A 23,380-nucleotide genomic window follows, 5' to 3' on the forward strand; every position below is an offset into this window, starting at 1 on the left:
ATCACTGAGCCACCTCCTTCTTGAACTCGGCCGATGGTTTGAAGAAAGGTATATTATGAGCCGGAATTACGATAGTGGTATTCTTTGAAATGTTGCGTGCTGTTTTTTCAGCACGTTCCTTAACTTGGAATGTGCCGAAGCCACGGAGATATACGTCCTCTCCATGTGCGAGGCTGTCTTTTACTACAACCATAAATTGCTCAACCACTGCAAGAACACTTGCCTTGTCAATTCCTGTGGTCTTCGCTATCTCATTTACAATTTCTGCCTTAGTCATTTTGCGTACTTATCTGATTTAGACTGCAAATTTACTGATTTTTGAGGAAATTGCCTATAAAAAAGCCTGTCCGAAATGAACAGGCCAAAACGAACATATTAAATCACCATCTCAGTAAACTCCTATTTCTTTACCATTATTCAACCAGGTATTAATCAGTTTTGTTTTCCTTATTGAGTAGTTAAAGATTGTCAATATCCGAAAGAAAGATTTTTTATAAAATTTATCTTCCAAATATGATGACTACCTTTGCACTTGAATATGATAATAATCTGATAAATAATAAATTAAACAATGAAAATAGACAGAGTTTATAACGAAATCAAATCTATAATCATGCAGTGGGCAGAGGAGGACAAGGTGCGGATGGCGCAACTATGTTCTGACCTCGTGCGTTGCAAAACTCCTGATCCGCCCGGGGATACCCGTTCTGCAATGGAGGTAGTTGAACGCTTTATGCGGGATGAGTCCTTGCAGTACAAGATATTGGGTGTGAATGATATTATGCCGAATATGGTGTCGTCTGTACAATTTTCCGACAAAGGCCGGCATCTGATGTTCAACGGACATCTTGACACAATGCCTGCCGGAGAAGAACCGGGCTGGAGCGATGACCCGTGGAGTGGTAAAATTGCAGATGGAAAGGTATGGGGACGTGGTGCCGGTGATATGAAAGGCGGTGTGACAGCCCTTATGTTCGCTTACAAATATGTCACCAAACTGAAAGACTACCTTTCGGGAAAGGTGTCATTGTCGCTTGTGTCAGACGAAGAAACGGGATATGGCCGTGGAACAGGGTTCCTTTTTGAGAGCATACCGGACGAAATGGTGGCTGACGCCGTCCTGACCGCTGAACCGTCAGGTGTCGATGCTGTCAGTTTCGCGTCAAAGGGCTACGTCCAGTTCTCGGTAAGAATTTCCACACCCGGAGCCATCGCCGGATATTCAAATGATTCAAAAAGTGCCATACGCATAGCCGCCGACATAATCCGTGACCTTGATGCAGTGGGGAACATTGAGGTAAGATTGCCTGAAGTGCTCCGCGCAATGCTTGACGACCCCGAATGGGTGAGTTACCACACAGTGATCCGTGGCAACGGTCACGCCGAGCAACTTGCCAAAATAACGACAGACATCTGTACCGTCAATGGAGGAAGTCTATTGTGTGTCATAGCCCCTGACTGCGAGTTTTCAGCCTCCACAGTAATTCCTGTGGGCGCGGATCCATATTCCGTCTATAAGAAAGTGGAGGAGATTGTCAGCCGCTATCCCGAGGCATCATTGTATTGGGACGGTATAGACTCAGCCGACATCTGCTCTCCTTTTACAGAGATAGCCGGACTGATACAGGATACGGCAGAGGAATTGTGTGGCAAACGCCCTGTAATGACACCTGACATCGCCATAAGCGACTGCCGTTATTGGCGTTATCGTGGTATTCCGGCATATTGGTATGGGCCGGACAGTTTTCTATGCAGTGCCGCAGATGAGCATGTATCTATTGATGAAATATTTCATATTGCGACTACCCATGCACTCACAGCCGTGAAATTTCTTCTGCCTAAGTCCGGGAAACGGACAAAGCGTGAAATCATGTGTTATCCACCTATTGACAACGACTTTGAGGCGGAGCTTAAACCGCTTCCTTCCCAACATATAGCCTACACACGTCATTCAGCCAAATGTTTCAGTGAAAAAGAACTTACTCCGGTAATAGAACGCGGACTTGACGAGTTGTATGCGACACTAAACAACGAAGGCGTGACGATAGGAGCAATCGGCATGGCAATTTATGAACAGAAAGGCTCGGAGTTGGAGGTAATAACGGCATACCCCGTTGCGCCGGAAGTTAAAGCAGGAAACGGTTACGATGTAATGGAACTGCCTGAGGTGGAGGCTGCCGCTGTAACGGTTCATCGTGGGGCTTTGAAATCATGCGGCAAGACATGGCGCGAACTTGGCAGATGGATGAAAACGCAGAAAGTGAAGCCCCGAGGCCAATATCGTGAGATATATGTGCTCGGAGGTCATAATCCGGAACCATTGTGGATTACCGAATTGCAACAACCCCTCAAACAGTAGTGATATACTGAACATCAGACGAATAAAAAATATCCGAAATCGGGAATATCGTTTCATGGAAGATAATTTCAAAATATTGGAATGTGATTATTTCCAACCGTCATATCGTCATGATGGTGAAGTTCTACCAATGTTGCTTATGGCAAAAGTTGCTCGTCCCGTCAGAGTACAATCGCATTATCTCGCATATTCATAATTCCGTATATGGAGGTGGTGAAATAAGTACAAGAGGCTGTTCCAAAAATTGAACTGCGGATTCTTTATTGTCGGTAAAGATTATTCTCATCAAATCAACTGAATAACGATAGCAACATCAGATGTGCCGGGTATATGGCATAGAAACTGTATTTGGCAGGTTTGCTTCGTATGAAGCCACGGGTGCCGTCATACAGGAAGATTATTCCAGAGGCGAGCAACGCACCGGCTATGCCGTAGTGAGCCATCAGGGGAAAAGTGAATATAATCTGAAGAATAGCCTGAGAGGGAAAATGTGTCGATGAACGCTCCCGCCACGGACGCATAGTCTGGTGCCGGAGTATATAGAACACCGCTATCATCAGAATACCGCGCCAGTCATAATCCGTTCCGAGCCACCATGCCAGAACAGCGATACCTGCCACACCGATGAACGACAGCGGTCCATGTTCACACATACGGTCGAATATGGCGAGTGCCACAACTCCGAGGGCGAGAGTGAACATTACGTTATGCGTGCCGTCCGATCCGTTGAGCAGATACCACGGCAATTCACTGACTGCACCGGCAAGCAACAGTATAAGAAAATATCTCATGCGGTCGCGGCTATGCGCGAACCCCTCGGCGACAAGGAAAGCGAACACAGGGAACGCTATCCTGCCGAAACATCGCAACAAGTCATACATGGGAGTGTCCGGCTCCATAAGGAAGTAGGCGCAATGGTCGGCCACCATCGAGAGAATGGCGATAATCTTCAACGCACTTTCGGATAAGCGGAGCGAGAGGGGAACGGATATTGTGGCAGTAGTTTCCATGATAAGCAATTTATTATTCAGTGCCGAGAAGTTCCTTCACCATATCAGCAACCTCCTGGTTGACACGCTTGAAATTGCGGTTGAGCATAATCTCCTTCTCACGCTCACTGTCGAAAGAATAGATTTTAGGCAGCTCCACATAGTTGGATTCCTCCTCCTTGATACGTGCCATATCGAAGTGTGTCTTGCAGAAATACTTGGTTGTCTTGAACTCCTCGGAGTCCTCGATGTTGAAATGCGACAGCATCTTTTCATCGGTGGCCGTGAAGTCACGTGCCGCCTGACCTGCAAGCCAGCCGGTAGCCATATCAGCGATTTTCGCCGCCGGAACAAGATAGTCCATCTTCTCGGAAATGGAGGTTGAGATCTTCTGGTCGTTTATGGTGATTGAGGTCGATGTCTGCTTCGCCTTGCCGAAAACATCATTCTGCGCCCATTCAAGTGTCTCCTTGTTTCGTGCCGCGCCCATGAATATGTTGCCGCAAGTCGTGATAATCTTCTGCATACCCACCTTGCCGTAGTCAGCCTCCAACTGCGGAAGCTCCTGAAAACCGAGAGTCACGGCAACCTTGTTGCTTCGCGCCGTGCCGATAAGTCGGTCAATCTTGTGGAAGTACAGCGTGGGAAGCTCGTCAACGATGATACTGACAGGTATGTTGCCTTTGGAATTGACACGGGTTATCAGACGGTTAAGCACAAGAGCGTTCAGAGAGCCTATGACCTGTTCCTTTTCGGGGTCGTTGGCAATCACAAGATAGCTCGGATTCACCGGGTCGGAAATCTTCAAGTCAAAATCATCGCCGGTGAACACCCAATAGGCTTCAGGGGATACAAGGCGTGCGGCATTTACGCGGAGAGTACCCACCATACCTTCAAGCTGGTCGTTGGCTTTGTTCTCGTATGCGGATTTGAAGGGAGCCATCAGCGAGGCTATCTTATCGTCCATCATCAGAATGTCGAACACCTCCGAATACTTGCGTCCGAGGAACGACAGCACATGGGGCATATCCGAAAACTCACCTGTGATAGTGTCCGGCTCAACCTCGTTTCCGTTCTCGTCCTCATACCAGCAGCGGTCAATCAGTATCAGCTTACCCATGCGGTCGATGTAGGAGAAGCCGTTAAGGTCAACGAACATCTTGTCCTCGTCGGTGGATACGTCGCGTCCGTTCTCGTTCACGAAGTCAAGCATGACCTCGCCGTTCTCGTCCAGAGCGTTGAAATCGTCCCAGTTGCGTATCACAAGCTCCAATTTCTTGCCCTCGTGCGATATATAGCGTTTCAGTTTTTTCCCTTTCAGAAAACCTGTCGGGTGGAAATTCACAAAGAAATAGATGATCGCCGCGAGGAAATTCTCTGCCGAGTTGGTGAAGAAAGCCTCCGAGCCGCCCTTTTTCTCGCCACCGCCCTTGTTGAGCGAGGCAAGAAGCGTGGCAGCCGTCTCCGAAGCCGCCGCGAGGTCGGGAATGTATTTACGCTGAATGGGGTTGATACGGTTTGAATACTCCACATCGGTAAAATTGACTATGCGGAAACCGCAGCCATTCGGCAGGTTGCCATAGTGCAAATTCTTGCAATACTGATAGAAAAGCGTCTTGGCAAGCGTCGGGAACTTATAATCATATACCATCATGGCGAAGCCCTTTCTTGCGTGCTGCCTTATGAACGGATCTATGATGCCGAAAGACTTGCCGGAGCCGGGAGTACCCAACACAATCGTGCCTCGGAACGGATTGATAATGTTGATGTAGCCGTTGTGCATACGCTTTTTCCAGTAGAATATCATCGGGATATTCACTGAATAAGGGGTATTGACCTCCTGACGGGACTGTTCAAAAGATTCATTCTCAAAATTAAACCTGTCCTCGCCGACCTTGTGGTTGTAATACTTGGCGATACCGTCAAGTCCCTGGTGGACGAGCATGGTGCCGACCACCGAGCAGAAGGCATACAGGACACGGCTTGCAGGGAAGCCGAAGAGCGACATACCCCATGTGCCGTGATGGAAGATGAAGCACAGTCCTACGAGAGTGAGACCTGCAAGCACCGGATATACCACCATAGTCTTCAGGTTGAACTTCAACGCCTTTTTCGCTTTGGTGCCGATACAAACCACACAGATGCAGACAAGCTCGGCAACCTTGCACCCGGCCACGGAGTTGAACACCTTGAAGCGTCCGAGCAGGTCGAGTATGAACTGCGTCACGCGGTTGTCAGCCGTGATAGGCAGGTTCATCACGATCTCGATAATCAGGAATATGTAGATACAGCAGCGGAAGTAGTTATACATCTGTTGCTGTTCCTTTGTTTCTTCAAAAGCCATGAGGAACTATTTGTTGTTTGGATTTGTTTATGTAATACAAATGAATTAACTTTGCACACAAAAGATGCAATTATGGATATAGCAATTCAGAAAAAAGCCCAGAGTTTCCGTCTGCCGGTCGATCTCATAGAACGGCTGAAAAAACTTGCACGTCAGCAAAACCGCAGTCTCAACAACTTCGTGGAGTGCGCGTTGATTGACCTTGCATATTCCGAGCCTAATGCGGAGACCAGAGCGGCATTGGAAGAGGCCCGTTCCGGCAAACTTCAGGGTCCGCTTGATGTCTCAAGCGTAGAGGCGATGTATAAGTCAATGGGCTTATGAAAATCCTGCGCTTTTCCAGCCAGTACAAAAAAGACGCCAAGAGATTCCGCAACCAGCCGAAGAAAATGGAAAAGGTTGTGAAAATATTGGGTATGCTCCGTGATGAGATTCCCATACCCCCGGAATATAGTCCCCATATGTTGAAAGGGGACTACAAGGGGTGCATGGAATGTCATGTAGAAGGAGATTTTCTACTGATCTGGATTGACGAAACGGAAAATCAGATAGGCGTTTTGCGTCTCGGCTCCCATTCGGAATTGTTCGGCTGATTTCAGAAAGGTATCTTGAATCCGAGCATGAGGCCGTTGCGGAACGTGTCGCCATGCAGGAAATTCACATTATTCTTTTGTATGATCGAGAACTCGCATCCGTTCTGAAACACATAATTGTATTCAAAGCCCCCCTCGATACCGATGAAAAACTTTCTCTCCACAGCTCCGAACTGAGGGCCGAAGCGGACACGGAAGCTGCCGTTCTTGTAACGGTGAAGTCGGTGTTTGTAGATTATACCCCCGTCCCAGTAATAACCTTTCCAGAACTGACCCTCGCCCGATTTCCAGTGATTGCCAATCTCGCCATAGACCTCCACGGCGTTGCCGTAGGTGAACGACCTCTCGTAGCCAACGGTGGCGTTGAGAGTTGACGGGAACAGGAAGCCGGCGTTGACGGCTATCTTGTTTTCCTGCGCGGTGGCCGTGAGAGAAGCCACCGCACAAATGATTGCGAAAAGTATCTTTTTCATAGTGCCGGATTATTTGTAGATATGGGGTGAATAGTTGAACGGCAGATTTTTGAGTATGTCGGAGTCGAAGCCGTCGGCGTTGAGAATATCGTCATACTCCACGGTAAGGGTTATGACACGTCCGCTTATCTGGTTCTCCGATATTTCGATGCGGAGCACCTTCTCGTCCGGGAAAGTCAGCTTGTCAAGCACAAGCACGTTGCGGTAGTTCTTCTTGAACTTCCTGGCAAGGTTCAGCGAATATACCGGCGACAGTTCCACCGTCTGCGAGTTTGTGGCCTTGACCTCCTTCTTGTCAGTGAGCTTCACACGCACCTCGGCGATGTCGTATGCTATCTTCGTGCTGTTCTGAAGGGAGTAGTCGATGAAGAAATAATCGCCTATCGAATAGATGTTGTTGACAATCGCCTTCATGCCGTTGGCTCTGGAGACCACCTGATTATATTTTCGGCCGCTGCCATATACGGCCCAGGCGTAACGTGTCATTTCGGACTGTGGCATGGATACCTCCGGATTGATGTAGGAGTCCAAACGGGCGTATGGCACACGGTGGATAGAGGCGGCACGCGAGGGTGCGGAGGTATATACCACATCGTACTGTGCCAGATGCCGCTCGCCGATGAGTGTGAGAGTACCCATCAGCTCACCCTCGCGGTAAAGTGTGGGTACTGAGTCAGCCTCGATGAACGGCTTGATACGCACGATGTTGTCGGCACACTGGTTGCCGATAATCTTTGTGGTGGATAAGTCCACCATCTTGATATTCTCAGGCATGACGATATGTGTTGTCACCTCCGAGTTGACAAGGATCTTCTCTTTGGCTGTCGCCGGGATTGCGACGGCGCATAGCGCGAGGGTCGCTGCAATTATTCTATCTTTCATAATGGGTTGGTTGATTACCGGTTAATATGCTTCGTCTGAATTGATAAGGTAAACGATAGTGTTGTATTTGATTTTCGCCTTGTTCTTGCGGATATTGGCCGACACAGCGGAGGTCGCCGAGTTATACATATTCTGGAGAGCCTGCAAAGCGATGGCCTCGCCGGATATTCCGGAGCCGTAGCCGCTCTCCGACTCAAAGCTGATATTCTGCTGCACTGTGCTGGCACCCGCCTCTTTCATAAAGTCGCGGAAAGCGGACTCCGGGACATAGAAGCCCTCCATGCCGTCGTTGTCGAACACCGACAGGTTCACTTTCAGGAACTTTCCTCCTACAAGAATGGAAGTGATGGCGGCGCGGACACGCTGTTGGCCGAAGCCTGTGACAGTGCCGTACAGATATGTGCCTTTTGCAAGCCTCACATCATGTATTGTCACATCGTCGAGCAACTTGAAGCGTAGCCTCGTGCCCTCGTGCGCCTTTGTTGTCTTGTCGATCATGGCACGGATAAGCGGAGCATCGACATTATCGGCCGAACTTCCCACAGTATTGAACTTGTCGGCATTGGTCTCCCGTGATTTGAGCACCAGCAATGGGCGGTTCTTCTCACGCTCTATCTCCCGCGCCCTTGCTATGGAGTCGGCCCTGTGCTTGCGCATGGCTTCCTCCGGGTCGGGCTGTCCTATGCCAAGTCCGGCCTCGATAGCTTTCTGACGCTCGTAGCTGCGTTGCTGTATCGCCTCAAGGTCGCGTGCATATTCGCTCCGGGGGTCAACGGCAGGCTCATGGTCGGCAGGATTATAGCCGTCGCCGTAGGCGTATGAGTTGATATGGCGGCGCGATTCAGCAAGGGAACGCTCCAGTTCCTCCAGCTCCTGCTGCTGACGGATACGCTCGGCCTCGGCCGCGTCGAGACGGTTCAGCTCGTCTTCGGTGTAGCCGTGTTCAAGAGCCTCGCGTTCCTCCTGTTCCTCGCCGAGCGCACCCACGGCGGTAAAGGCGTCCTCGTCACCGAAGCGGCGTGACATCTCGAACATCTTGTCACCGGGAGCCTCGGCGTTGGCCTCCGGCAGAGTGGAGTTGATACGGTCTGTCGCCACGGCATGAGGGTCGTCGCCACCGCCGCCGAAAGTCTCCATAGCGAAATATATCAGCGCACACAGCGGCACGAAAATCACCGCAGGGAAGATATACTTCGGTTGTCTGAAATTAATTCTTTTCATTGTTATCGTTATGTTTGAGGGATTTTACAATCTGTTCAAGCTGCCTGTACCGGCGTATTATGCCTATTGAGTCGGCATGGCTCTTGCGTGGAATGGCGATAAGGGAGTCAAGTTCATGCTTGACCGCCTGACCGTCTCCGGTTATCTCCATGAGCCGTCGGCGTTGCGCCTCCTTGTTGGCCTGAATGGTGCGGAAGCCGCTGAAGATAGGCTCGACTTTGGCGATGGATTGCAGTTCCGGCTCCTGTGATTCCATCCTTGCCCCGGTCACTATGATGTCGCACACGAGTATCATCAACAGAGAGCCGACGACATAGCCGAAAGTCCGGCGAGGGTGTCGCGTGGCCCATGAATTGGCCTTTCTGATCCGGGCGGCCAGACGGTAGCGTGTGCCTATGGCACCCATCTTAGGGCGGAGCCATGAGCGCACCGCGCCATGTGCTTTCCTCCGGTTGTCGCTGAAAGTTTGTTTGAGGGATTTCATATCGGGATTTGAGAGATTTGTCAATAGTCAAGGTCTTTGTTTTCAAGAGTACGCCAGTTGGTTATCATCAGTCCGTGGGGATTGTTCTGAGTGCGTGGCACATTCTCCACATAGCCGGTGGTGAGCATGGTACGTTTGAGGTCGCGCGTGCGCCTCTTGATAATCTGCGTCCCGTAGTAGCTGAACTTGCGTGTATGCTCGTCGAACTGGATAGAGTCACAGATTATGGTGCAGACAGCCGAGGATGATATTATGTCGGAGTAAAAGCCGTTCTCGTCAAGGGCCTGCTTCTGCTTCAGGGCGGTGCCGTCAGCCATATACATGGCCTTGCCGACAGTCCATTTGATATAGTCGTTGTCGGGAGGGAGATTGAAAAAATACTGGTGGAAGAGCTGGATATGCGCTTTCGCCTCCATGATGAAATTGGCTTCAAGTCCGGCACGCTCGGCAAGGAACGGAATGTCGCCGTCAAGAATATATATCTGCTTGCGCTCCTCGGTCACGAGCGACACGCAACGCCACACGGTGAACCCGCAGATGGCGGCGCAACCTATTATGGTTGCCATTACCGTCATCATTGCGAGCCGTGTTTTCTGTTCAAGGGATTTTATCAGCATGATAATCTTGTTTGTCTGATTAAGGGGTGTGTTTCAGATTTCTTCCTGCCTGTGCGCCGATTGAACCGGCCACGTTCCGGGTCACGTTGGTAGCTTTGAGAGCCGCCGAACCGCCCATCATAGCCGCGCCCATAGCGACACTGCCTGAGGGAGATGCGGCACCGCTGCTGACACCGCCGGGTATGAGCCATGATGAGACCTCAGGGACAAATCGTATGATATAGGCCCCGACAAGCATACCCATAGCGTACATACAGTTGGAGCCAATGCCCTGCAAACCGAGCGCGCCTATCTGCTCCCATGAGTTGACAGCACCGTGCAACAGGTGGTTGTAGGCCACCAGATCCTCCTGAAGATTATACATCAGTATGAAGTCTATGTAGTACAGGCACATATAGGTCACGAAGCCCCATAATGTGAGGGAGAGGAATTTTGACATCCATTGGCTCCATGCCGAGTTCCACGGCGGAGCGAGGGACAGGGCGAACATTATGGGGCAGAACACAATCATTATCGCTATGAATATCCTCTGCGCCACAAGTATGCCGTAGTAGGACATCTGGAAAATCAGCTCCCCTACAAAGCGTATCACGTCGTTTATCCATTCGCTTACCTTTGTCTCAGCGGCCACCGCCGCACGCTGGGCGTAGTTGTTGATGGTCTCGCCGAGGTTTTCCACGTTATACACGAGTTTGTCCCACCAGTTCGCGTCCTCGCCTATGGACGCCACCTGTTTTGCCGTGGATATTGAATCCTGCACTGCACGGAGGCGTTCAAGGTACTCGCCTTGCTTCTGGGCCACTTTCAGTTCCAGTGCCGCGACCTCCTTGTTCTTCGCCATAGCCATTGACTTAGTGGTGGCTTCCAAAGACTTGCCGGGCATCTGGAGAGCCGAGCATATCCATGATGAAGATGATATGCACATTGATATGCCTATGATGCGGAGCAGCTTCATCACGTCCATTCCTCGCCGTCCGAGCATCATCATCCAGCACTCGTAAGAGCCTACGCACAGGGCGAGCAACAGTCCGAGCATACGGGCGAAGCTGATGGTGTCGCCCAAAATCGCCACATTCGGAAACGCCTCCATCGCCACAAGCAGCTTGTCGAGGCTCTGGTCGATAGCCGGAAGCCCCATTGTGCAGAGTATTGATAATAAAGTCATATAGTTTTCAATTAGTCAGGTTAATGTTAGTAATGGGTGGCGGCCACTGCCGCGAGACGGGCGGTGCGCGACACCAGTTTTCCCATCTCGGTCTTTGCTTCCTCGTATGCCTGTTGCCGCTTTGCGTTCTCCAGCCCGTAGCCGACACCCTGTTTATGGATATAGGCGATATTGGCGCAGATGATCTCGTTCTGCCGTGACAGCTCGTCAACCTGATACTTCATCTTCCCCTTGCTCTTGTTAAGGCAGTAGAGAAGCCCGTCGGCGATACAGTCCTGCATACGGCTGAACTCGTCCTTGTAGATCGAATAGGTGACATCGACAGCCCGGTCAGCCTCACGTGCCAGTTCCTCCTTGTAGAGAGATTCGACGTATGCACGCTCTTTCTCCACTTTCGAGAGTTTCTGCCGCTGGGTCTCTTCCGCCGTGACGCGCACGGGCATGATGCGTTTGACATTCGATTTCTCCTCCTTGAAGCGGACGCGGTAGCCGGATTTGAAGCCGGCCCACTTCCAGTACATTTCCGCGCCGGAATAATTCTTGTGCAGGAAATAATAATACCAGTCGGGAGCGAAGCCCCACGGCCCGTTCTCCATAGACTGCCATTGCTTCTCCTTCTGGTCGTCATGGATTTTGGGTGTCTTGGCCGACACCGCCGCCGGGAGTGCCGCGATGAGCAGGGCGAGCGATAATGCGGTGATAGTTCTGAATTTCATGATCGGTATATGTTTATTGGTTCCACTTGTTGATTACCGCTCCCACAATCTCGTCCTTGACATCGGAGGTAAGTATCTCCCAGATGTAGTCAGGCTTCCAGCCGCAGTTTGTCATGAGGTAGCACCACAGGTTGGCGTTGTCGATAATCCGCCGGGCGTTCTCTATGGTGTCCTTCAGCGACATGACAAGGTTCATCTTCTCGTCCATCGAGGCTTTCATGAGGTTTATGCCGGAGGCGGCCACGGTAGCGTATAGTTTCTGGGCGTGCTTTATCTCGCGTGCTATGGCAAGGTTGGCGTCGGCATAGTACCACGCGACAAAAGGCTTCTTTGTCACATACTTGTAAGTGTTTACCGTAAAGTCCTTGTATTCCTTTGTCAGCAGATAGAGTGAGCTGGTGGTCGAGGATATGGCTGCGGCGAGTACCACGTATGAGTATGCGTTGTTGAGCTTGGTGTCGAGTGTCGAGCGTACATCATTGAACTTCTCCGCCCCTTTGGTGACAAGCGATTGCTCCCCGAAGCTCGTGGCTATGCGTGCCAACGCCTGGTCTTCATCTTTCTTGACAGCCTTGTGCAGAGCCATAAGAGCCTCGAAAGTCGGCAGGTCTTTCGGAAAGTCGAAGGCAAATGACTTAAAGGGAAGAAGCAAAGCCACCAGAGCCATGATTGTAAGTTTCCGTATTATCATGGCTCCGTCATTTTATAATCCGCAGTCCGTTCCAGTTGAGTATCAGCATACCTACCTGATTCTGCATGACTTTCATATTGGCCCAGCCCTCCGGGTCTATGGCGAAAAACAGGTCGTCCTTTGTGGCGTACTGAGCCATAGCCATCATAGCCTGAACCTTGTAGCGGATTTCGAGAAGGTCGGTGTAGATTTTGTTGGCTACCGTCAGCCGGTCGTAACGGTCAAGGAGATTGTATCCGTCGCTCTTGGTCTCGGCAGTAGCCTGGCCTTTGAGGGGATTCTGAACCTTGCCGTTGTTGACTATATTGATGAAGTCGGCCACAAGCTGCTGTGTCTGAGCCGTGAGGTTGCCGAGTTCGTTAAGGCAGAGAGCCTTGTTGGTGAACTTGGCCTTGCTTACGGTCTTTACCAGCTCCGGCACACTCTTCACTATGTCGAAGGCGCACAGTCCTATCTCCACATAATATTTGCTCTCCGTGCCGAAGCCTGAGATATTCTCCATAGTCACCTTGTAGAGTTCGGTGATGGTAGCCATGCTCACGGTGTATTGCTCCAGCTTGTTCTGCTTGGCGGATATGGAGTCGAGCCTTTTGTTGTGCTGATCCTCGATGGCTTTCTGCGATGCGAGATTGGTTGTCACCGCTTTCAGGCAGTACGGGTCAATCACCACTTTCCATGCCGAGGCTGTGCCGAAAAAGCACGTCACGCAGATAATCAGCATGAGGTTACGCATGGCGTATTGTGAATTATGTTTTGGATTTACCATAGCGACATTACTTTCTGTTGTTGGTTGACCTTTCGGGCAAAATCAAGATATTTGGATATTCCGGCTCTCTTGCGGTCGGCCTCGATGTTGGTTATCGCCTCCTGCATGGTGCCGTAATGACGAAGGTATATTTTCAGAGCCTCTTTCTCGGCCCGCTCGGTTGTGTAGGCCCAGTAACACTCCGGCGGCTCCTCGACGCCATAGACATCGGAGTTCTGGCCGCGACATATCCACACCTCTTTGAAGTAGTTGCGTCCCTCCTTGTTATTGAGGGCGTTGACTGTGAATATCTGCTGTTTCTGAATGGGCGTCAGTCCGAGTATGGCCGCTATGTCGCTGTACCTGTCCTTGAACTTCGACTGGTCGAGCAATATCTTCACATCGGAGTTGTTGATTATCGCCTCCTTTACGATGGGAGAGTCTATGACATCGTTAAGCTCCTGTGTCACCACACCGGCTATGCCGTGGAACTTGCGGACGGTCTTATACAGGAACTTTATGTATTCCGCCATAGTGGGCGAGGCTATCGCTTTCCATGCCTCCTCGATTATCAGGGCCTTGCGACCCTTCTTGATACGCATTTTCTGGAGAAACACGTCCATGATTATCAGCACAACGATAGGGAAAAGCACCGGGTCATCCTTTATCTTGTCGATTTCAAAGACAATGAACCGCTCGTCGAAAAGATTGGTGTCAAGGTCGGAGTTGAGCGTCACCTCCAGCTCTCCACCACGGTAGAACTGTTTGAGGATAGCGGCGAAGTCGCGTATGTCGAAATGTATCTTTTCCAGCGATGTGATCTGCGGTATCCGTTCAAGGGCGAACTCGTAGTAGGTGTTGAAAGATAGCGACGGCACTTTGAGGCGGCGTTTCTGCTCCTCCATGTGGTCTATCTGCTTGTCAATCTTCATCAGCATAGAGGTCTCGTGCAGCTCTTTCTTATACACCTCAATCTTTGAGGCAGCTTTCTCTTTCTCCGCCTCGGTAGTGGCGCGGTCAACAATCATGGCCCGCAGTGCCCGGCACTGGCGGATTATCTTGTTGCGCCGTTCCTCCGAAGGGAGTATGAGGGCGCGGACGGTTGTCTTTGTCTCCGGCTCAGGGGAGTTTATCTGCTCCTCGATGTCACGCATATCGGTGGCGAACTTCTCGTAGTCGTCCTCCATTTTGGCCGCCACGAGCAATTTCTGGCGCAAGCCCTCACGCTCCGTGTCGGAGAAAGATGTGAACGGATTGAAATACGCCTCGTAATATTCCACGATAGTCTGGTTGACAAGCATATCCTCAATCTTGGATGGAGCCTCGTTGCCTTTGAAAATCAGGAATATCAGCGATTTGAGAAAATTCTTCTTCTCCCCGAAGTTCTGCTCGTATTCCTCGCGTGTAACCTTAAACGGGTTCATGGATATAGGCTTCTCCTTTGAGTATGAGATGTATGTGCCGCCGAAATAACCGCATATACCCTCATAGGAGTCGCCGGTATCGACCATCACGACATCGGTGTTCTGCTCCAGCAACTGTCTTACCACACTGTTCATGTGGAATTCATATGAGAGGACTTTTGTTACTGAAAATCAACCATATAAGAAAATAACGGTACAACTATCAGTTAGGGAAAAGAGGGAATAAAAAAGTTGCTTTGAGGGAGTGAAAGGATTAGAAAAATCGTGTATTTTGAATGAAAGATTTAACTAAATATTAACAGTTGATAAGGTTTTTTACAGAACGATAATAGCGGTTCGGAATGAGGATAAATACAAAACAATCCTTGAATAGAAAAGAAATGCTCCATAATCTTGTGGGTTGTGCCACGAAATTATGGAGCAAGTATGCAAAGCGAAGTGACGCTTATCTGATGTTCTCAGCCATTTTCATGCCTAAAGTAAAGGCTGATTCTAATTCAACAGGGAACATATCATCCCGATATTTTCTCTTGCTTTCCTCGTCAAATACCTCCACAGCATACTTGGAATAATCCGAGAACTGATATGTGTTGAACGCACAGATTCGGTTAGGTTGATTGAAAACGTGTCCGATGAAAGATTCTATGTTAGCAATGACAGCCTCGGGGAACATTTCTTTTGGAACATTCATGGTATATATGGTTACCACATCACATCGTTTTGGCGCAATCGTTTTATAGCCAGCTTCATAAGTGGCAAACGGGAAGATGAGTCTTTCAAGAAAGGCTTTCATCTGCGCGGATACATCCATCAGAAAAATTGGAGAACCGAGTACCAGAATATCCGCCTGAGCTGCCTTTTCAAGAACTGGCATTATTGGGTCTTTGACAGAACAATGACCGTAGCTCTTTGAGCCTTTGAGTTTACAGGCGAAGCAACTGCGGCAGCCTTTGAAATCGAAGTCATACAGATTGACGGTTTCAACAGTTGCGTCTTGCAACTGTGATTTAACACCCTCAGCAAAAGCACGACACATTTTTGCCGTGTTCCCGTCCTTGCGAGGGCTTCCGTTGATGATGATTACTGAACTCATATATTGTCGAATTTGCTTGCAAAGTAAGTCCATTATTCTTATCTTTGCAAGTACACACCAATAAGTTATATAGTAACTAAAAGGAGTAAATTATGGAAAAACAAAACAATACGGATAAAATATTTTTTCATGGAAAAGAATATTTTTGTACGCTTGACCTTGCTCTTGATAAAATAGGCGGCAAGTGGAAAATCATAATGATTTATATGTTGCAAAATGGAGCTTTACGTTCATCAGATTTGCAACGTAAAATGTCGGGGGTGTCAAATAAGATGTTTACCCAAACTGCACGAGAATTGGAATATGACGGTATAATAAAACGAGAGGTATATCCAGTTGTTCCTCCTCGCGTAGAATATTCACTCACTCCAATAGGACAATCAATATTGCCTATTGTAAGAGATATAGCCGAATGGGGAAAGCAATTATTGGATGATAGATTATAGAAGGGGGTTATTGCATAACAATGAATGTTCTCTGATTATTGTGTTTTTCCCGTTAGCAGATGTCTCGATTAAGTGTCGTAGATAGTTGTCAAGGAATTATATTTTGCTGCTATAAAACAGGGTTTTGGACGCTTGGAGAACCAATAGCGGTACAAAAAGGGGAAAAATGAGCCTTGAAACGCTGATTTTTACTTGTTAACGAGGAGTCTTTACGGGATTTGTATTATCTTTGCATGTGGATTGAGGCAACTCTTTCCACGACATTTTGAAATAATAAGAAGCGTTATGCTTATCTTGTAAGTGAAAACGTAGGAACTTTTCATTCGGTGCAAGAGATAGCATAGTGGTTCTCACGCATATAGCGTGGGCTGCTATTGTTACATCTGCACTAATGGTTTCCTACGACCTTCACTTAGACGTGGCATAGTTGGCTCACGTTTCTGCATTATAAATTAATCTCTCCATTGAGCCATACGAGAAAAAGAAAATAGCATGAAACAAATAACCACAATTATTCTGTTCATCGCCTTGGTATTCATTTCAAGCTGCAATAATGATGAGCCAAAGTTTTCATCATCGGAAATCCAAAGAGCACTTTTTGAAATGAAAGGCACTTATCATGGAGAAATGAGGGTTTCTTATTATCATGGGGAAACAATATCAGAAGGTAATGCGTGCAAGGCGATCTCAAAGGATTCCTTGACAGTCAACATGGACTTGTCTCTAATGGCACTCTCTATTACTGATGAAAAAATTGCATCCCGGCTTCGTGACATAGGCACGGTTCAGGTCAAAGCTCCTTATGAATTTTATCAAATGGATGAGCAAATGTATCATTTTGTATTACTTCCAGAGAATGTGATTTGTCCTGGTGGATATGGTGCTCCTGAAACAGTCAAAATCGTTTTCGACCAAAGTTTTGGCGGCCATGCCGATTACTTTTACCATAGCATAATGTTCAATCTCTCTCCGAAGGAGTTATGGGTAGGAGATAAAAAATACGAGCCATTCCAACAGCTCGTGTATCACTATGGAGGAACCTATGAATAAAAAACAATATGTATATATGAAATCACATTATCTCAAACTTGCGTTTCTTTTAATAGTGAGCATTTTTACAGCAGCTTGCAGTGAAAATGATGAGCCTGAAATTTATCCAATTAGGTTTGGACAGACGGATTATACTATTCGTGTTGGAGTTGGTTCTTCCATCAGTTTTGTTGATGGAGGGGGTGTATATGAGTTGACTGCAAGTAATCCGGATGTTTTGGGAAAATACTATATAGATGATGATACGCAAACATTGATAGTAATCCCTACAGCCAAAGGTGAATCTAATCTGACTATTACCGATGTGAAAACAAACACTCCGGTCACTTTGAAATTCACAGTTGAAGATTTTTATCTTTCATTTATGGTTACGGAAATAAGTGGAGATAATACCAACCCATATCTGAACGAAAGAAATGAAATTCGGTTTATCAGAGATGAAGAGAATACCAAGCAAATAAAGATTATGTATCAGGATAATCTGACATATGAGATGAAGTGTATCGCTACCGGGTATTTTGACATTGAACGCAGCACTACAAACATTTTCACTCTTAATATGACGCTTCATTCCCATCATGGTGAAGAATTTGAAGGGTTCAGTTATACACTCGGTGGAGACGGAGAATATCTCAGTATGTTCGATAAGTACTTTGAATATGGCTGGGATAATAGTATTGCTTCAAGAGGTCTTCCGATGAAACGTATAACCATGATTATGACAGATTCTTTCAATAACTGTAAAATATCATGTGTCTTACAACCTTTCTGAGTTTTCGTTAAAAACGATCAATCATTTGTTTGCCCATTGAATAAAATCATAAGCTGACTCCACCTCGCCCTCTGTCAATCCTCCAATCATAAGCTCCTTCCGCGACATCGCCAACCTCATTGAGTGTGTGGCGATGTTTTATTTCATCAAAGGGCTGCCGGTGTTCCGCATAGTCACAGAGCCATGCGCCGACCGCTTTCTGCTGCTCAGTGGTCTCTCCGTAGCTCTGCATCACGCTCTTGATGTCGGCGGCTTCGGAGGGAGAGAAGATTGACTTATGCCGTTCCGTGGCGAAATGGATAATCGCTTCAATAGCTCGCCTGAATACCTCGCTTGCCTTGTAGAGAATATCGGCGATGATATTCAGAATATCCCGGCTCGATTTCAGCGTAGCCTGCAACCGCTCGATGGTCTTGTCCTTCTCCGCTGTTGCCCGGTTCACCGCCATGCTGATACGGTGCTGCTCCCCGGTCTTCTGTTCCCGGAGCTGCCGCAGTGCCGTGTCCCTCTCGGATTCATAAGTGTCAGCGATTGCCATGGCACTGTCACGCTCCAGTTCGACCGTCCGCTTCGCATCGGTCAGTGCCTTTGTCCGCTTCGCCACCTCTTTCCTGACGGTATCGGGGAACGATTCTTTGATATGCTCGTTCTCGGCTTTCAGTCTCTCGTTCTCCTGCTCGATGGCTGCGTACTTGCCCTTGCCGAAAAGATTGGCGATGCCGGACTTTATGCTGTCCGTGTTCTCACGGTCAACCTCTCTCGCGCGTTCCTCCTTTTCGGCAATCTTGCTGTCAAGTTCCTCGCTGCGCCGCTGCTTCTCCTCGTTTAAGGTTTGGAGCTTTTCATGTTCAGATTTGGCATTGTCCGTTTCACGGATCGCGGCATCCCTGTCGGCTTCGGCTGCTTCCTTTTCCGCCTTTACCTGTTCCGCTTCCTGCTTTTGCTTGGCGATGATGAAGTCAGCGCGTTCAAGATGCTCCTTCCCCGTCACCTCCTTTGAGGTGCCCCTTTCCATGTCAAGACACTCAGCCAACAGCGTCTGCATCTCGCTCATGGCTTTATCGTCCAGCTTGCAGGACTTCCCGGTGTCGTGGTTCATCCAGTCCCATACGATATGGGCATGAAGGTTGGGCTTCCATGTGGCGGTCTCTCCGGGAGTGACGTAATGCCCCTCGTCACGGTGGATGAAGATTTGCAAAGCTGTGATTCCCCAACGCTGCTTACACACCTCGCAGAAATGTCGCAACTGCTCCATCGTGGTATCATCCTTGATTACCACGACACCCTCCTTGAGCGGAGTGCTGCCGCGCACGACGGTCACCTTTCCCGTCTTCTTGTTCACACGCTCACGGTCTTTGGTCTGCATCGCCCGACCTGTCTTCTCCTTTACCATCGCGGCTATCTGATTATAGCGGTCGGTCAGTGTCGAGTTTTCAAATTCAGGTGCTACCCATGCCTCGTTTCGGGTCATGAGCTCGGTACGGATGTAGAGCTTTTCCTTATTGACACGGGCGAGGTATTCGGCTTTCCGCCTGTTGTGTTCCTCGCTGCTTCCGATGTTGCAGGGCTTGATGTTGACTGATGTCTTCTGTGCCATAGGCATGATGATGTTTACAGATTTACAATAGGGAAAGGGTCATTAGGGCGGAGCCTTAATCGGAGGGTGCAGGGAGAGGGTCACTTCCTGCTCGGGGTTCTCAGGGGTCGAGACCACTGAGCGGAGTTTCCAAAGAGAGGGTCACTCTTTGGTCAGGGGCGTCGGGGGCTGACAGCCATCCGACCGGGTTCTCAGGGCAGAGCCATGAGTGGGACGGGGCAAAGCCCAGCCCCTCGGGAGAGCCCACAACTTCGGGAGCGCAGCGGAGAAGTTATAGTGGGCTATACAGGGCAAGCCCTTGTTCCCGTTCCCGACCAACGAAATCCCGATTTGAGCCGTTTTCCGCACTTTCGGTTCTCGTGCCTATGCAGGATTACCCTTGCCGCCATCCGTGCCGTCCTGCGCCTCGCTGTGGCTTCCTGCGCCGTTCTCGCCGGAGGCTACGTTACCGCTGTCTATGATATGCCGATTTGCGGTTGTGTCCGCCATGAACATATCGGGCGGCGGATTATGACTGTCGCCGTCATGCACATAGGCTGACGGATTGGAACTGTCCGGCAAAAGAAGGGAAGAGGAAAGGGATGCCGCGCCTGTCGCCAAGCTGTCCGTTTCCTTCCCTCTTGTGTGGCAGTCCACCGCTGCGCCTCCCGGTTCTTCTTCTGATGACAGACTGTCGGAAACAGGTGTCCGCACATCGCCCGTCTGTCCTTTGGCGGCAGCCGAAGGTCTGACATAATGGGGATTGGTGACAAGGACACCTCCGACATACCAGCCCGTGAGAAAATGCAGGGAGTGGACGGAAGTGCGGTTGTTGGTCCGAGTGGTCAGCATACCGAAGCGGTTGAAGCTGTCGATGAGCTTGCCGACCGTCTTACGGTTGCAGCCCAAAAACTCTGCCAGTTCCACATCGGATGCCGCCACCTGTCCCACCTCCAGCACAATATCAACGCCCTTGATTTTATAGGCGGTTCTTGTCCGCACAGCACCGTTCATCAGTCGGTGGAGGCACTTCTGCCTGAGAGGGAAAAACCTGCCTTCCAAAAGAAAATCCCACTGTACGGCTGAAAGTATAGTGCAGTAGTGTATGGTCTGTATCTCCTTGCTCATGGTCTGTGACATTATAGTGCTACTGCGGACATCCGGCTGTTGCCGTCCGTCAACGCTCCCGGCTTGCGTTTCTTGCCGTTGCGCAGTTCCTCAAGCCGTCTTTCAATCTCGCTCTCGCTGGCTACTCCCGATGTGCCGCCCTGTTCAATCCATGCGATGATTTCATTCTGGAAGAAGTAGAGCTTGTTGCCCCGCTTGTGGTAAGGGATCCGCTTATCGGAAGTCATGGCATAGATGGTGGAAGCCGATTTGCCGAGAAGCGCCGCGACTTCATTAAGGGAGAGAAGGGTGCGACACTCGCCATTCTGCTGCGGTGTCATGCCGAGCACTTTCTCCACCTTGTCGGTGAGCAACCCCACCTTTTCAATCAGCATGGAAACCGCCTGCGGCAGTTGTTCAAATGTTATGTTGTTCATATACTGTTCGGATTGGTTGTCATTTGAGTGTAATCTGTTCGGATGCCTTGCGCTTCAGATCGCTCACGACATCGACATAAATCTGTGTCGTTCCCACGTTGCTGTGCGTAAGCATCTTTGAAATGGTGTAGAGGTCAGTTCCAGCGGCGAGTTGCAGGGTCGCGTAGGTGTGCCTGAACCCGTGGAACGTGATGTGCTTCGTTATCCCGGCAGACTTAATCCAGTCCTTGAGATAGAGGGGAAGGATGGTCTGTGTCAGCCCCTTGAACACCTGCCCCTCGCCACGCTCGCCGCATAGCGCGAGTGCTTCATCCGACAGCGGCAGCACGGCTTCCGTCTTGGTTTTCTTGGTGACGATGTGCATGCACCAGCCGCCGTCAGCTCCTCTTATGATGTTCTCCCATTGCAGACGGATGATGTCGCTGATGCGCAGACCCGTAAGGCAGGAGAACAGTGCGGCACTCCGTATAACAGGTTTTTCGCAGGGAGTGGCGGCAAGCATCCTCACCTCTTCAAGCGTCAGGAACTCGCGTTTCGTGCTTGACTCCTTGGCGTGCTTCAACCGTGGAGCGATGTTCTCCTTGATGCGTTTCTCCTCGTATGCGATGCGGAGGACGCATTTCAGCTTGTTGAGGTTGTTGTTGGCGGTGGAAGCCATCATCTTGCCCTTGGTTGGAGTGGTGAGCGACAGCAGGTAGGTGAGAAATCCCTGGCAGAAGTCAAGCGTCAGATTGTCGAAGGTGCAGCTTCCGCCGCAATACTTCTCGAAGTGCTTGTAAGCGGTGTTCCAGTTGCGGTAATTGTCATCGTCCGCCATCTTGGATCGGAAATACTCAAGAAAACTCTCCTTGCCGCGATTGCGGTCGAGAAATCCGTATTCCTCGTTGATGATGGCTTCGGTTCTGCGACATTTGACAAGCTCGGCATTGCGGAGCATGGTCTTGTTGAACTCAGCCTCGAATTTGTCTTTCGGGTCGGCATAGATGTATATTCCCAGATACTCCCGTCTTGTCGGCTTTCCTGTCTTTGGATGCCGTATAGCCGGGTAGAAGTCAAGGTAAAGCGACACCTGACCGTTCTTGATGGGTCGCTTCCTTACAGTCACTTTCGTGCAGATGTTTGTCATATCAGTTGAGATTTTTAATTGTTGTCTGATTCATTGTCCGGCTCTCGCTTGGCTTTCGTGCTTGCACTCTTGCGTTCCGACACCTTCCGTGCCTCGTCCCAGTCAGCCTTGAGATAGTACAAGCGGTTGCCGTGTATGCGCTTTGTCCTTACCCCGTGGGTGAGCGCGAACCTGCGGACTTGGGTCTTGCCCAGACCGAACAGGCGCATGATGTCGAAACAGGAATACCAGTGCTCCGACAGGTTGCTTCCCAGCCGTTCAGCTTCCTCAGCCATAGCCTTGTCAACCTCGGCTTTCGGGAAGCACTTGGTGGCGTTGGCTTTGACACAGGGTATCGAGTATCGCATACGGAGATTGTAAAATCGCCCGTAGGTATAATTGAATTTCTGGCATATCTCAGCCATCGTATAAAGGTCGCCTCCGGCACTCTCCCTGTCCGTGAACGTGTCGCGCACGGACTGCTTGTAGTTAGCCGCCGGAATGAGCTGCCGTTTCGGGCTACCCTTCGCTTTCTTCTTTCCCTCCTTTTGGGAAAGGTCTTTTTCAGTGTTCGGTGTATCTTCGTTCATCTTCTTTTTTGTCTTTTTACCCTGCTTGGCGAAGATTGACACGCTCCGCTTGCAGTAGGTTGTCTCTCTAATCATCAGAAAGAAATCCTCCTTGGTGATGATTGTGATGTGGTATGTCAGTCTGCAAGCCCGGAGAGTGCCTTTATAAATGAGGTTATACACTGTCCGGCTGCTCACTTGCAGGATGTCCGCCACTTCCCCGATGGTGAGGAAAGGCTTGTCGGTCATGCCCCAGTCATAGCCGGGCTGACCTGTTAAATTATGTTTAATTTGACGGTCCATTATCGAAGAAATTTGTTGCACGCTCTTGAAAGCTGTTGCACGCTGCTGAAAGGAAGTCGTGCCGTGTGACCCCTCTCGCGTGGTACAATCGCGGTACAAAAATACTCCGAAAAGGACGAATCGCCAATAGGCGAAAATCTCGTTTGTTAAAATCTATTAGCTGAAAATCAAGGTATTATAACATCAATTTTTGCAGCTGTTTGTCGCCGTTTTGCCCTC

General features: G+C 49.5%; 24 protein-coding genes and 1 pseudogene. 6 read left to right on the plus strand and 19 right to left on the minus strand.

The features are described 5' to 3' along the window. Position 1 precedes the first annotated feature (1 nt). Entirely contained in the window at positions 2-277 is a 276-nt protein-coding gene (locus C4S38_RS06970) for an HU family DNA-binding protein (RefSeq protein ID WP_103983122.1), read from the minus strand. A gap of 294 nt (positions 278-571) precedes the next feature. Here C4S38_RS06970 and C4S38_RS06975 point away from each other — a divergent pair, with 294 nt between their 5' ends. Next, positions 572-2,359 carry a M20/M25/M40 family metallo-hydrolase gene (locus C4S38_RS06975; protein ID WP_103983123.1) on the plus strand — a complete coding sequence of 596 codons (1,788 nt, stop codon included), beginning with the start codon at positions 572-574 and terminating at the stop codon, positions 2,357-2,359. 290 nt (positions 2,360-2,649) lie between these two features. Here the strand turns inward: C4S38_RS06975 and C4S38_RS06980 are convergent, their stop codons facing one another. After that, positions 2,650-3,369 carry a TraX family protein gene (locus tag C4S38_RS06980; RefSeq protein WP_103983124.1) on the minus strand — a complete coding sequence of 240 codons (720 nt, stop codon included), beginning with the start codon at positions 3,367-3,369 and terminating at the stop codon, positions 2,650-2,652. A 13-nt stretch (positions 3,370-3,382) separates the two neighbouring features. Further along, entirely contained in the window at positions 3,383-5,692 is a 2,310-nt protein-coding gene (locus C4S38_RS06985; protein ID WP_103983125.1) for a type IV secretory system conjugative DNA transfer family protein, read from the minus strand. A gap of 72 nt (positions 5,693-5,764) precedes the next feature. Here C4S38_RS06985 and C4S38_RS06990 point away from each other — a divergent pair, with 72 nt between their 5' ends. After that, on the plus strand, positions 5,765-6,016 hold the full coding sequence (locus C4S38_RS06990; protein WP_103983126.1) for a ribbon-helix-helix protein, CopG family: 252 nt from the start codon (positions 5,765-5,767) through the stop codon (positions 6,014-6,016). Next, positions 6,013-6,285 carry a type II toxin-antitoxin system YafQ family toxin gene (locus C4S38_RS06995; protein ID WP_103983127.1) on the plus strand — a complete coding sequence of 91 codons (273 nt, stop codon included), beginning with the start codon at positions 6,013-6,015 and terminating at the stop codon, positions 6,283-6,285. Before C4S38_RS06990 ends, C4S38_RS06995 begins: the two co-directional genes overlap by 4 nt. 2 nt (positions 6,286-6,287) lie before the next feature. On the opposite strand, the gene C4S38_RS07000 is transcribed toward C4S38_RS06995, so the two are convergent. The 11 genes and pseudogenes from C4S38_RS07000 to C4S38_RS07050 all read right to left on the minus strand — a co-directional run bounded on the left by C4S38_RS07000 (position 6,288) and on the right by C4S38_RS07050 (position 15,796). Next, entirely contained in the window at positions 6,288-6,758 is a 471-nt protein-coding gene (locus C4S38_RS07000; protein ID WP_103983128.1) for a hypothetical protein, read from the minus strand. Between the two features lie 9 nt (positions 6,759-6,767). Next, complete coding sequence (gene traN / locus C4S38_RS07005; protein ID WP_103983129.1) at positions 6,768-7,640, minus strand: conjugative transposon protein TraN; 873 nt, start codon at positions 7,638-7,640, stop codon at positions 6,768-6,770. A gap of 21 nt (positions 7,641-7,661) precedes the next feature. Further along, entirely contained in the window at positions 7,662-8,861 is a 1,200-nt protein-coding gene (locus tag C4S38_RS07010; protein WP_103983130.1) for a conjugative transposon protein TraM, read from the minus strand. Further along, on the minus strand, positions 8,848-9,345 hold the full coding sequence (locus tag C4S38_RS07015) for a hypothetical protein (RefSeq protein WP_103983206.1): 498 nt from the start codon (positions 9,343-9,345) through the stop codon (positions 8,848-8,850). The genes C4S38_RS07010 and C4S38_RS07015 overlap by 14 nt, the downstream gene beginning before the upstream one ends. Positions 9,346-9,365: 20 nt before the next feature. Further along, entirely contained in the window at positions 9,366-9,962 is a 597-nt protein-coding gene (gene traK, locus C4S38_RS07020; RefSeq protein ID WP_103983131.1) for a conjugative transposon protein TraK, read from the minus strand. Between the two features lie 19 nt (positions 9,963-9,981). Next, complete coding sequence (locus C4S38_RS07025) at positions 9,982-11,127, minus strand: hypothetical protein (RefSeq protein ID WP_103983132.1); 1,146 nt, start codon at positions 11,125-11,127, stop codon at positions 9,982-9,984. 26 nt (positions 11,128-11,153) lie between these two features. After that, on the minus strand, positions 11,154-11,843 hold the full coding sequence (locus C4S38_RS07030) for a DUF5045 domain-containing protein (protein ID WP_103983133.1): 690 nt from the start codon (positions 11,841-11,843) through the stop codon (positions 11,154-11,156). 13 nt (positions 11,844-11,856) lie between these two features. After that, positions 11,857-12,534, minus strand: a complete 678-nt coding sequence (locus C4S38_RS07035) for a hypothetical protein (protein WP_200817946.1) — start codon at positions 12,532-12,534, stop codon at positions 11,857-11,859. Positions 12,535-12,541: 7 nt separating this feature from the next. Then, complete coding sequence (locus tag C4S38_RS07040; protein ID WP_103983208.1) at positions 12,542-13,267, minus strand: hypothetical protein; 726 nt, start codon at positions 13,265-13,267, stop codon at positions 12,542-12,544. Positions 13,268-13,293: 26 nt separating this feature from the next. Beyond that, positions 13,294-14,844, minus strand: a pseudogene (locus tag C4S38_RS07045) (TraG family conjugative transposon ATPase); the annotation flags it as partial. Between the two features lie 304 nt (positions 14,845-15,148). Beyond that, a complete protein-coding gene (locus C4S38_RS07050) occupies positions 15,149-15,796 on the minus strand; it encodes a flavodoxin family protein (protein WP_160034661.1) in 648 nt (215 codons plus the stop codon). A 92-nt stretch (positions 15,797-15,888) separates the two neighbouring features. On the opposite strand from C4S38_RS07050, the gene C4S38_RS07055 reads away from it, so the two are divergent. The 3 genes from C4S38_RS07055 (at position 15,889) to C4S38_RS07070 (ending at position 18,064) form a co-directional block, all read left to right on the plus strand. Then, the gene (locus C4S38_RS07055; RefSeq protein ID WP_103983135.1) at positions 15,889-16,242 is read left to right on the plus strand and encodes a winged helix-turn-helix transcriptional regulator; all 354 of its coding nucleotides are present in this window, start codon (positions 15,889-15,891) and stop codon (positions 16,240-16,242) included. 492 nt (positions 16,243-16,734) lie between these two features. Further along, positions 16,735-17,292: a DUF4840 domain-containing protein gene (locus C4S38_RS07065; RefSeq protein ID WP_103983136.1), complete on the plus strand. Its 558-nt coding sequence runs from the start codon at positions 16,735-16,737 to the stop codon at positions 17,290-17,292. A 16-nt stretch (positions 17,293-17,308) separates the two neighbouring features. Next, positions 17,309-18,064, plus strand: coding sequence for a hypothetical protein (locus tag C4S38_RS07070; RefSeq protein ID WP_146059457.1), 756 nt, complete (start codon positions 17,309-17,311; stop codon positions 18,062-18,064). A gap of 46 nt (positions 18,065-18,110) precedes the next feature. Here the strand turns inward: C4S38_RS07070 and C4S38_RS07075 are convergent, their stop codons facing one another. The 5 genes from C4S38_RS07075 to C4S38_RS07095 all read right to left on the minus strand — a co-directional run bounded on the left by C4S38_RS07075 (position 18,111) and on the right by C4S38_RS07095 (position 23,161). Further along, complete coding sequence (locus C4S38_RS07075; RefSeq protein WP_103983138.1) at positions 18,111-19,661, minus strand: coiled-coil domain-containing protein; 1,551 nt, start codon at positions 19,659-19,661, stop codon at positions 18,111-18,113. 363 nt (positions 19,662-20,024) lie between these two features. Continuing rightward, entirely contained in the window at positions 20,025-20,768 is a 744-nt protein-coding gene (locus C4S38_RS07080) for a hypothetical protein (RefSeq protein WP_103983209.1), read from the minus strand. 11 nt (positions 20,769-20,779) lie between these two features. Further along, positions 20,780-21,184, minus strand: coding sequence for a helix-turn-helix domain-containing protein (locus C4S38_RS07085; RefSeq protein ID WP_103983139.1), 405 nt, complete (start codon positions 21,182-21,184; stop codon positions 20,780-20,782). Positions 21,185-21,203: 19 nt separating this feature from the next. Continuing rightward, positions 21,204-22,310: a site-specific integrase gene (locus C4S38_RS07090; RefSeq protein WP_103983140.1), complete on the minus strand. Its 1,107-nt coding sequence runs from the start codon at positions 22,308-22,310 to the stop codon at positions 21,204-21,206. A gap of 14 nt (positions 22,311-22,324) precedes the next feature. Continuing rightward, positions 22,325-23,161, minus strand: a complete 837-nt coding sequence (locus tag C4S38_RS07095; RefSeq protein ID WP_103983141.1) for a helix-turn-helix domain-containing protein — start codon at positions 23,159-23,161, stop codon at positions 22,325-22,327. Positions 23,162-23,380: the final 219 nt, after the last annotated feature.

This window comes from Parabacteroides chinchillae (assembly GCF_900108035.1).
Lineage (GTDB): Bacteria > Bacteroidota > Bacteroidia > Bacteroidales > Tannerellaceae > Parabacteroides > Parabacteroides chinchillae.

Bases quoted from the DNA above. Each gene is read 5' to 3' on its own strand.
- C4S38_RS06970 (WP_103983122.1), bottom strand. From the start codon at position 277: ATGACTAAGGCAGAAATTGTAAATGAGATAGCGAAGACCACAGGAATT.
- C4S38_RS06975 (WP_103983123.1), top strand. From the start codon at position 572: ATGAAAATAGACAGAGTTTATAACGAAATCAAATCTATAATCATGCAG.
- C4S38_RS06980 (WP_103983124.1), bottom strand. From the start codon at position 3,369: ATGGAAACTACTGCCACAATATCCGTTCCCCTCTCGCTCCGCTTATCC.
- C4S38_RS06985 (WP_103983125.1), bottom strand. From the start codon at position 5,692: ATGGCTTTTGAAGAAACAAAGGAACAGCAACAGATGTATAACTACTTC.
- C4S38_RS06990 (WP_103983126.1), top strand. From the start codon at position 5,765: ATGGATATAGCAATTCAGAAAAAAGCCCAGAGTTTCCGTCTGCCGGTC.
- C4S38_RS06995 (WP_103983127.1), top strand. From the start codon at position 6,013: ATGAAAATCCTGCGCTTTTCCAGCCAGTACAAAAAAGACGCCAAGAGA.
- C4S38_RS07000 (WP_103983128.1), bottom strand. From the start codon at position 6,758: ATGAAAAAGATACTTTTCGCAATCATTTGTGCGGTGGCTTCTCTCACG.
- traN (WP_103983129.1), bottom strand. From the start codon at position 7,640: ATGAAAGATAGAATAATTGCAGCGACCCTCGCGCTATGCGCCGTCGCA.
- C4S38_RS07010 (WP_103983130.1), bottom strand. From the start codon at position 8,861: ATGAAAAGAATTAATTTCAGACAACCGAAGTATATCTTCCCTGCGGTG.
- C4S38_RS07015 (WP_103983206.1), bottom strand. From the start codon at position 9,345: ATGAAATCCCTCAAACAAACTTTCAGCGACAACCGGAGGAAAGCACAT.
- traK (WP_103983131.1), bottom strand. From the start codon at position 9,962: ATGCTGATAAAATCCCTTGAACAGAAAACACGGCTCGCAATGATGACG.
- C4S38_RS07025 (WP_103983132.1), bottom strand. From the start codon at position 11,127: ATGACTTTATTATCAATACTCTGCACAATGGGGCTTCCGGCTATCGAC.
- C4S38_RS07030 (WP_103983133.1), bottom strand. From the start codon at position 11,843: ATGAAATTCAGAACTATCACCGCATTATCGCTCGCCCTGCTCATCGCG.
- C4S38_RS07035 (WP_200817946.1), bottom strand. From the start codon at position 12,534: ATGATAATACGGAAACTTACAATCATGGCTCTGGTGGCTTTGCTTCTT.
- C4S38_RS07040 (WP_103983208.1), bottom strand. From the start codon at position 13,267: ATGCGTAACCTCATGCTGATTATCTGCGTGACGTGCTTTTTCGGCACA.
- C4S38_RS07050 (WP_160034661.1), bottom strand. From the start codon at position 15,796: ATGAGTTCAGTAATCATCATCAACGGAAGCCCTCGCAAGGACGGGAAC.
- C4S38_RS07055 (WP_103983135.1), top strand. From the start codon at position 15,889: ATGGAAAAACAAAACAATACGGATAAAATATTTTTTCATGGAAAAGAA.
- C4S38_RS07065 (WP_103983136.1), top strand. From the start codon at position 16,735: ATGAAACAAATAACCACAATTATTCTGTTCATCGCCTTGGTATTCATT.
- C4S38_RS07070 (WP_146059457.1), top strand. From the start codon at position 17,309: ATGAAATCACATTATCTCAAACTTGCGTTTCTTTTAATAGTGAGCATT.
- C4S38_RS07075 (WP_103983138.1), bottom strand. From the start codon at position 19,661: ATGGCACAGAAGACATCAGTCAACATCAAGCCCTGCAACATCGGAAGC.
- C4S38_RS07080 (WP_103983209.1), bottom strand. From the start codon at position 20,768: ATGAGCAAGGAGATACAGACCATACACTACTGCACTATACTTTCAGCC.
- C4S38_RS07085 (WP_103983139.1), bottom strand. From the start codon at position 21,184: ATGAACAACATAACATTTGAACAACTGCCGCAGGCGGTTTCCATGCTG.
- C4S38_RS07090 (WP_103983140.1), bottom strand. From the start codon at position 22,310: ATGACAAACATCTGCACGAAAGTGACTGTAAGGAAGCGACCCATCAAG.
- C4S38_RS07095 (WP_103983141.1), bottom strand. From the start codon at position 23,161: ATGGACCGTCAAATTAAACATAATTTAACAGGTCAGCCCGGCTATGAC.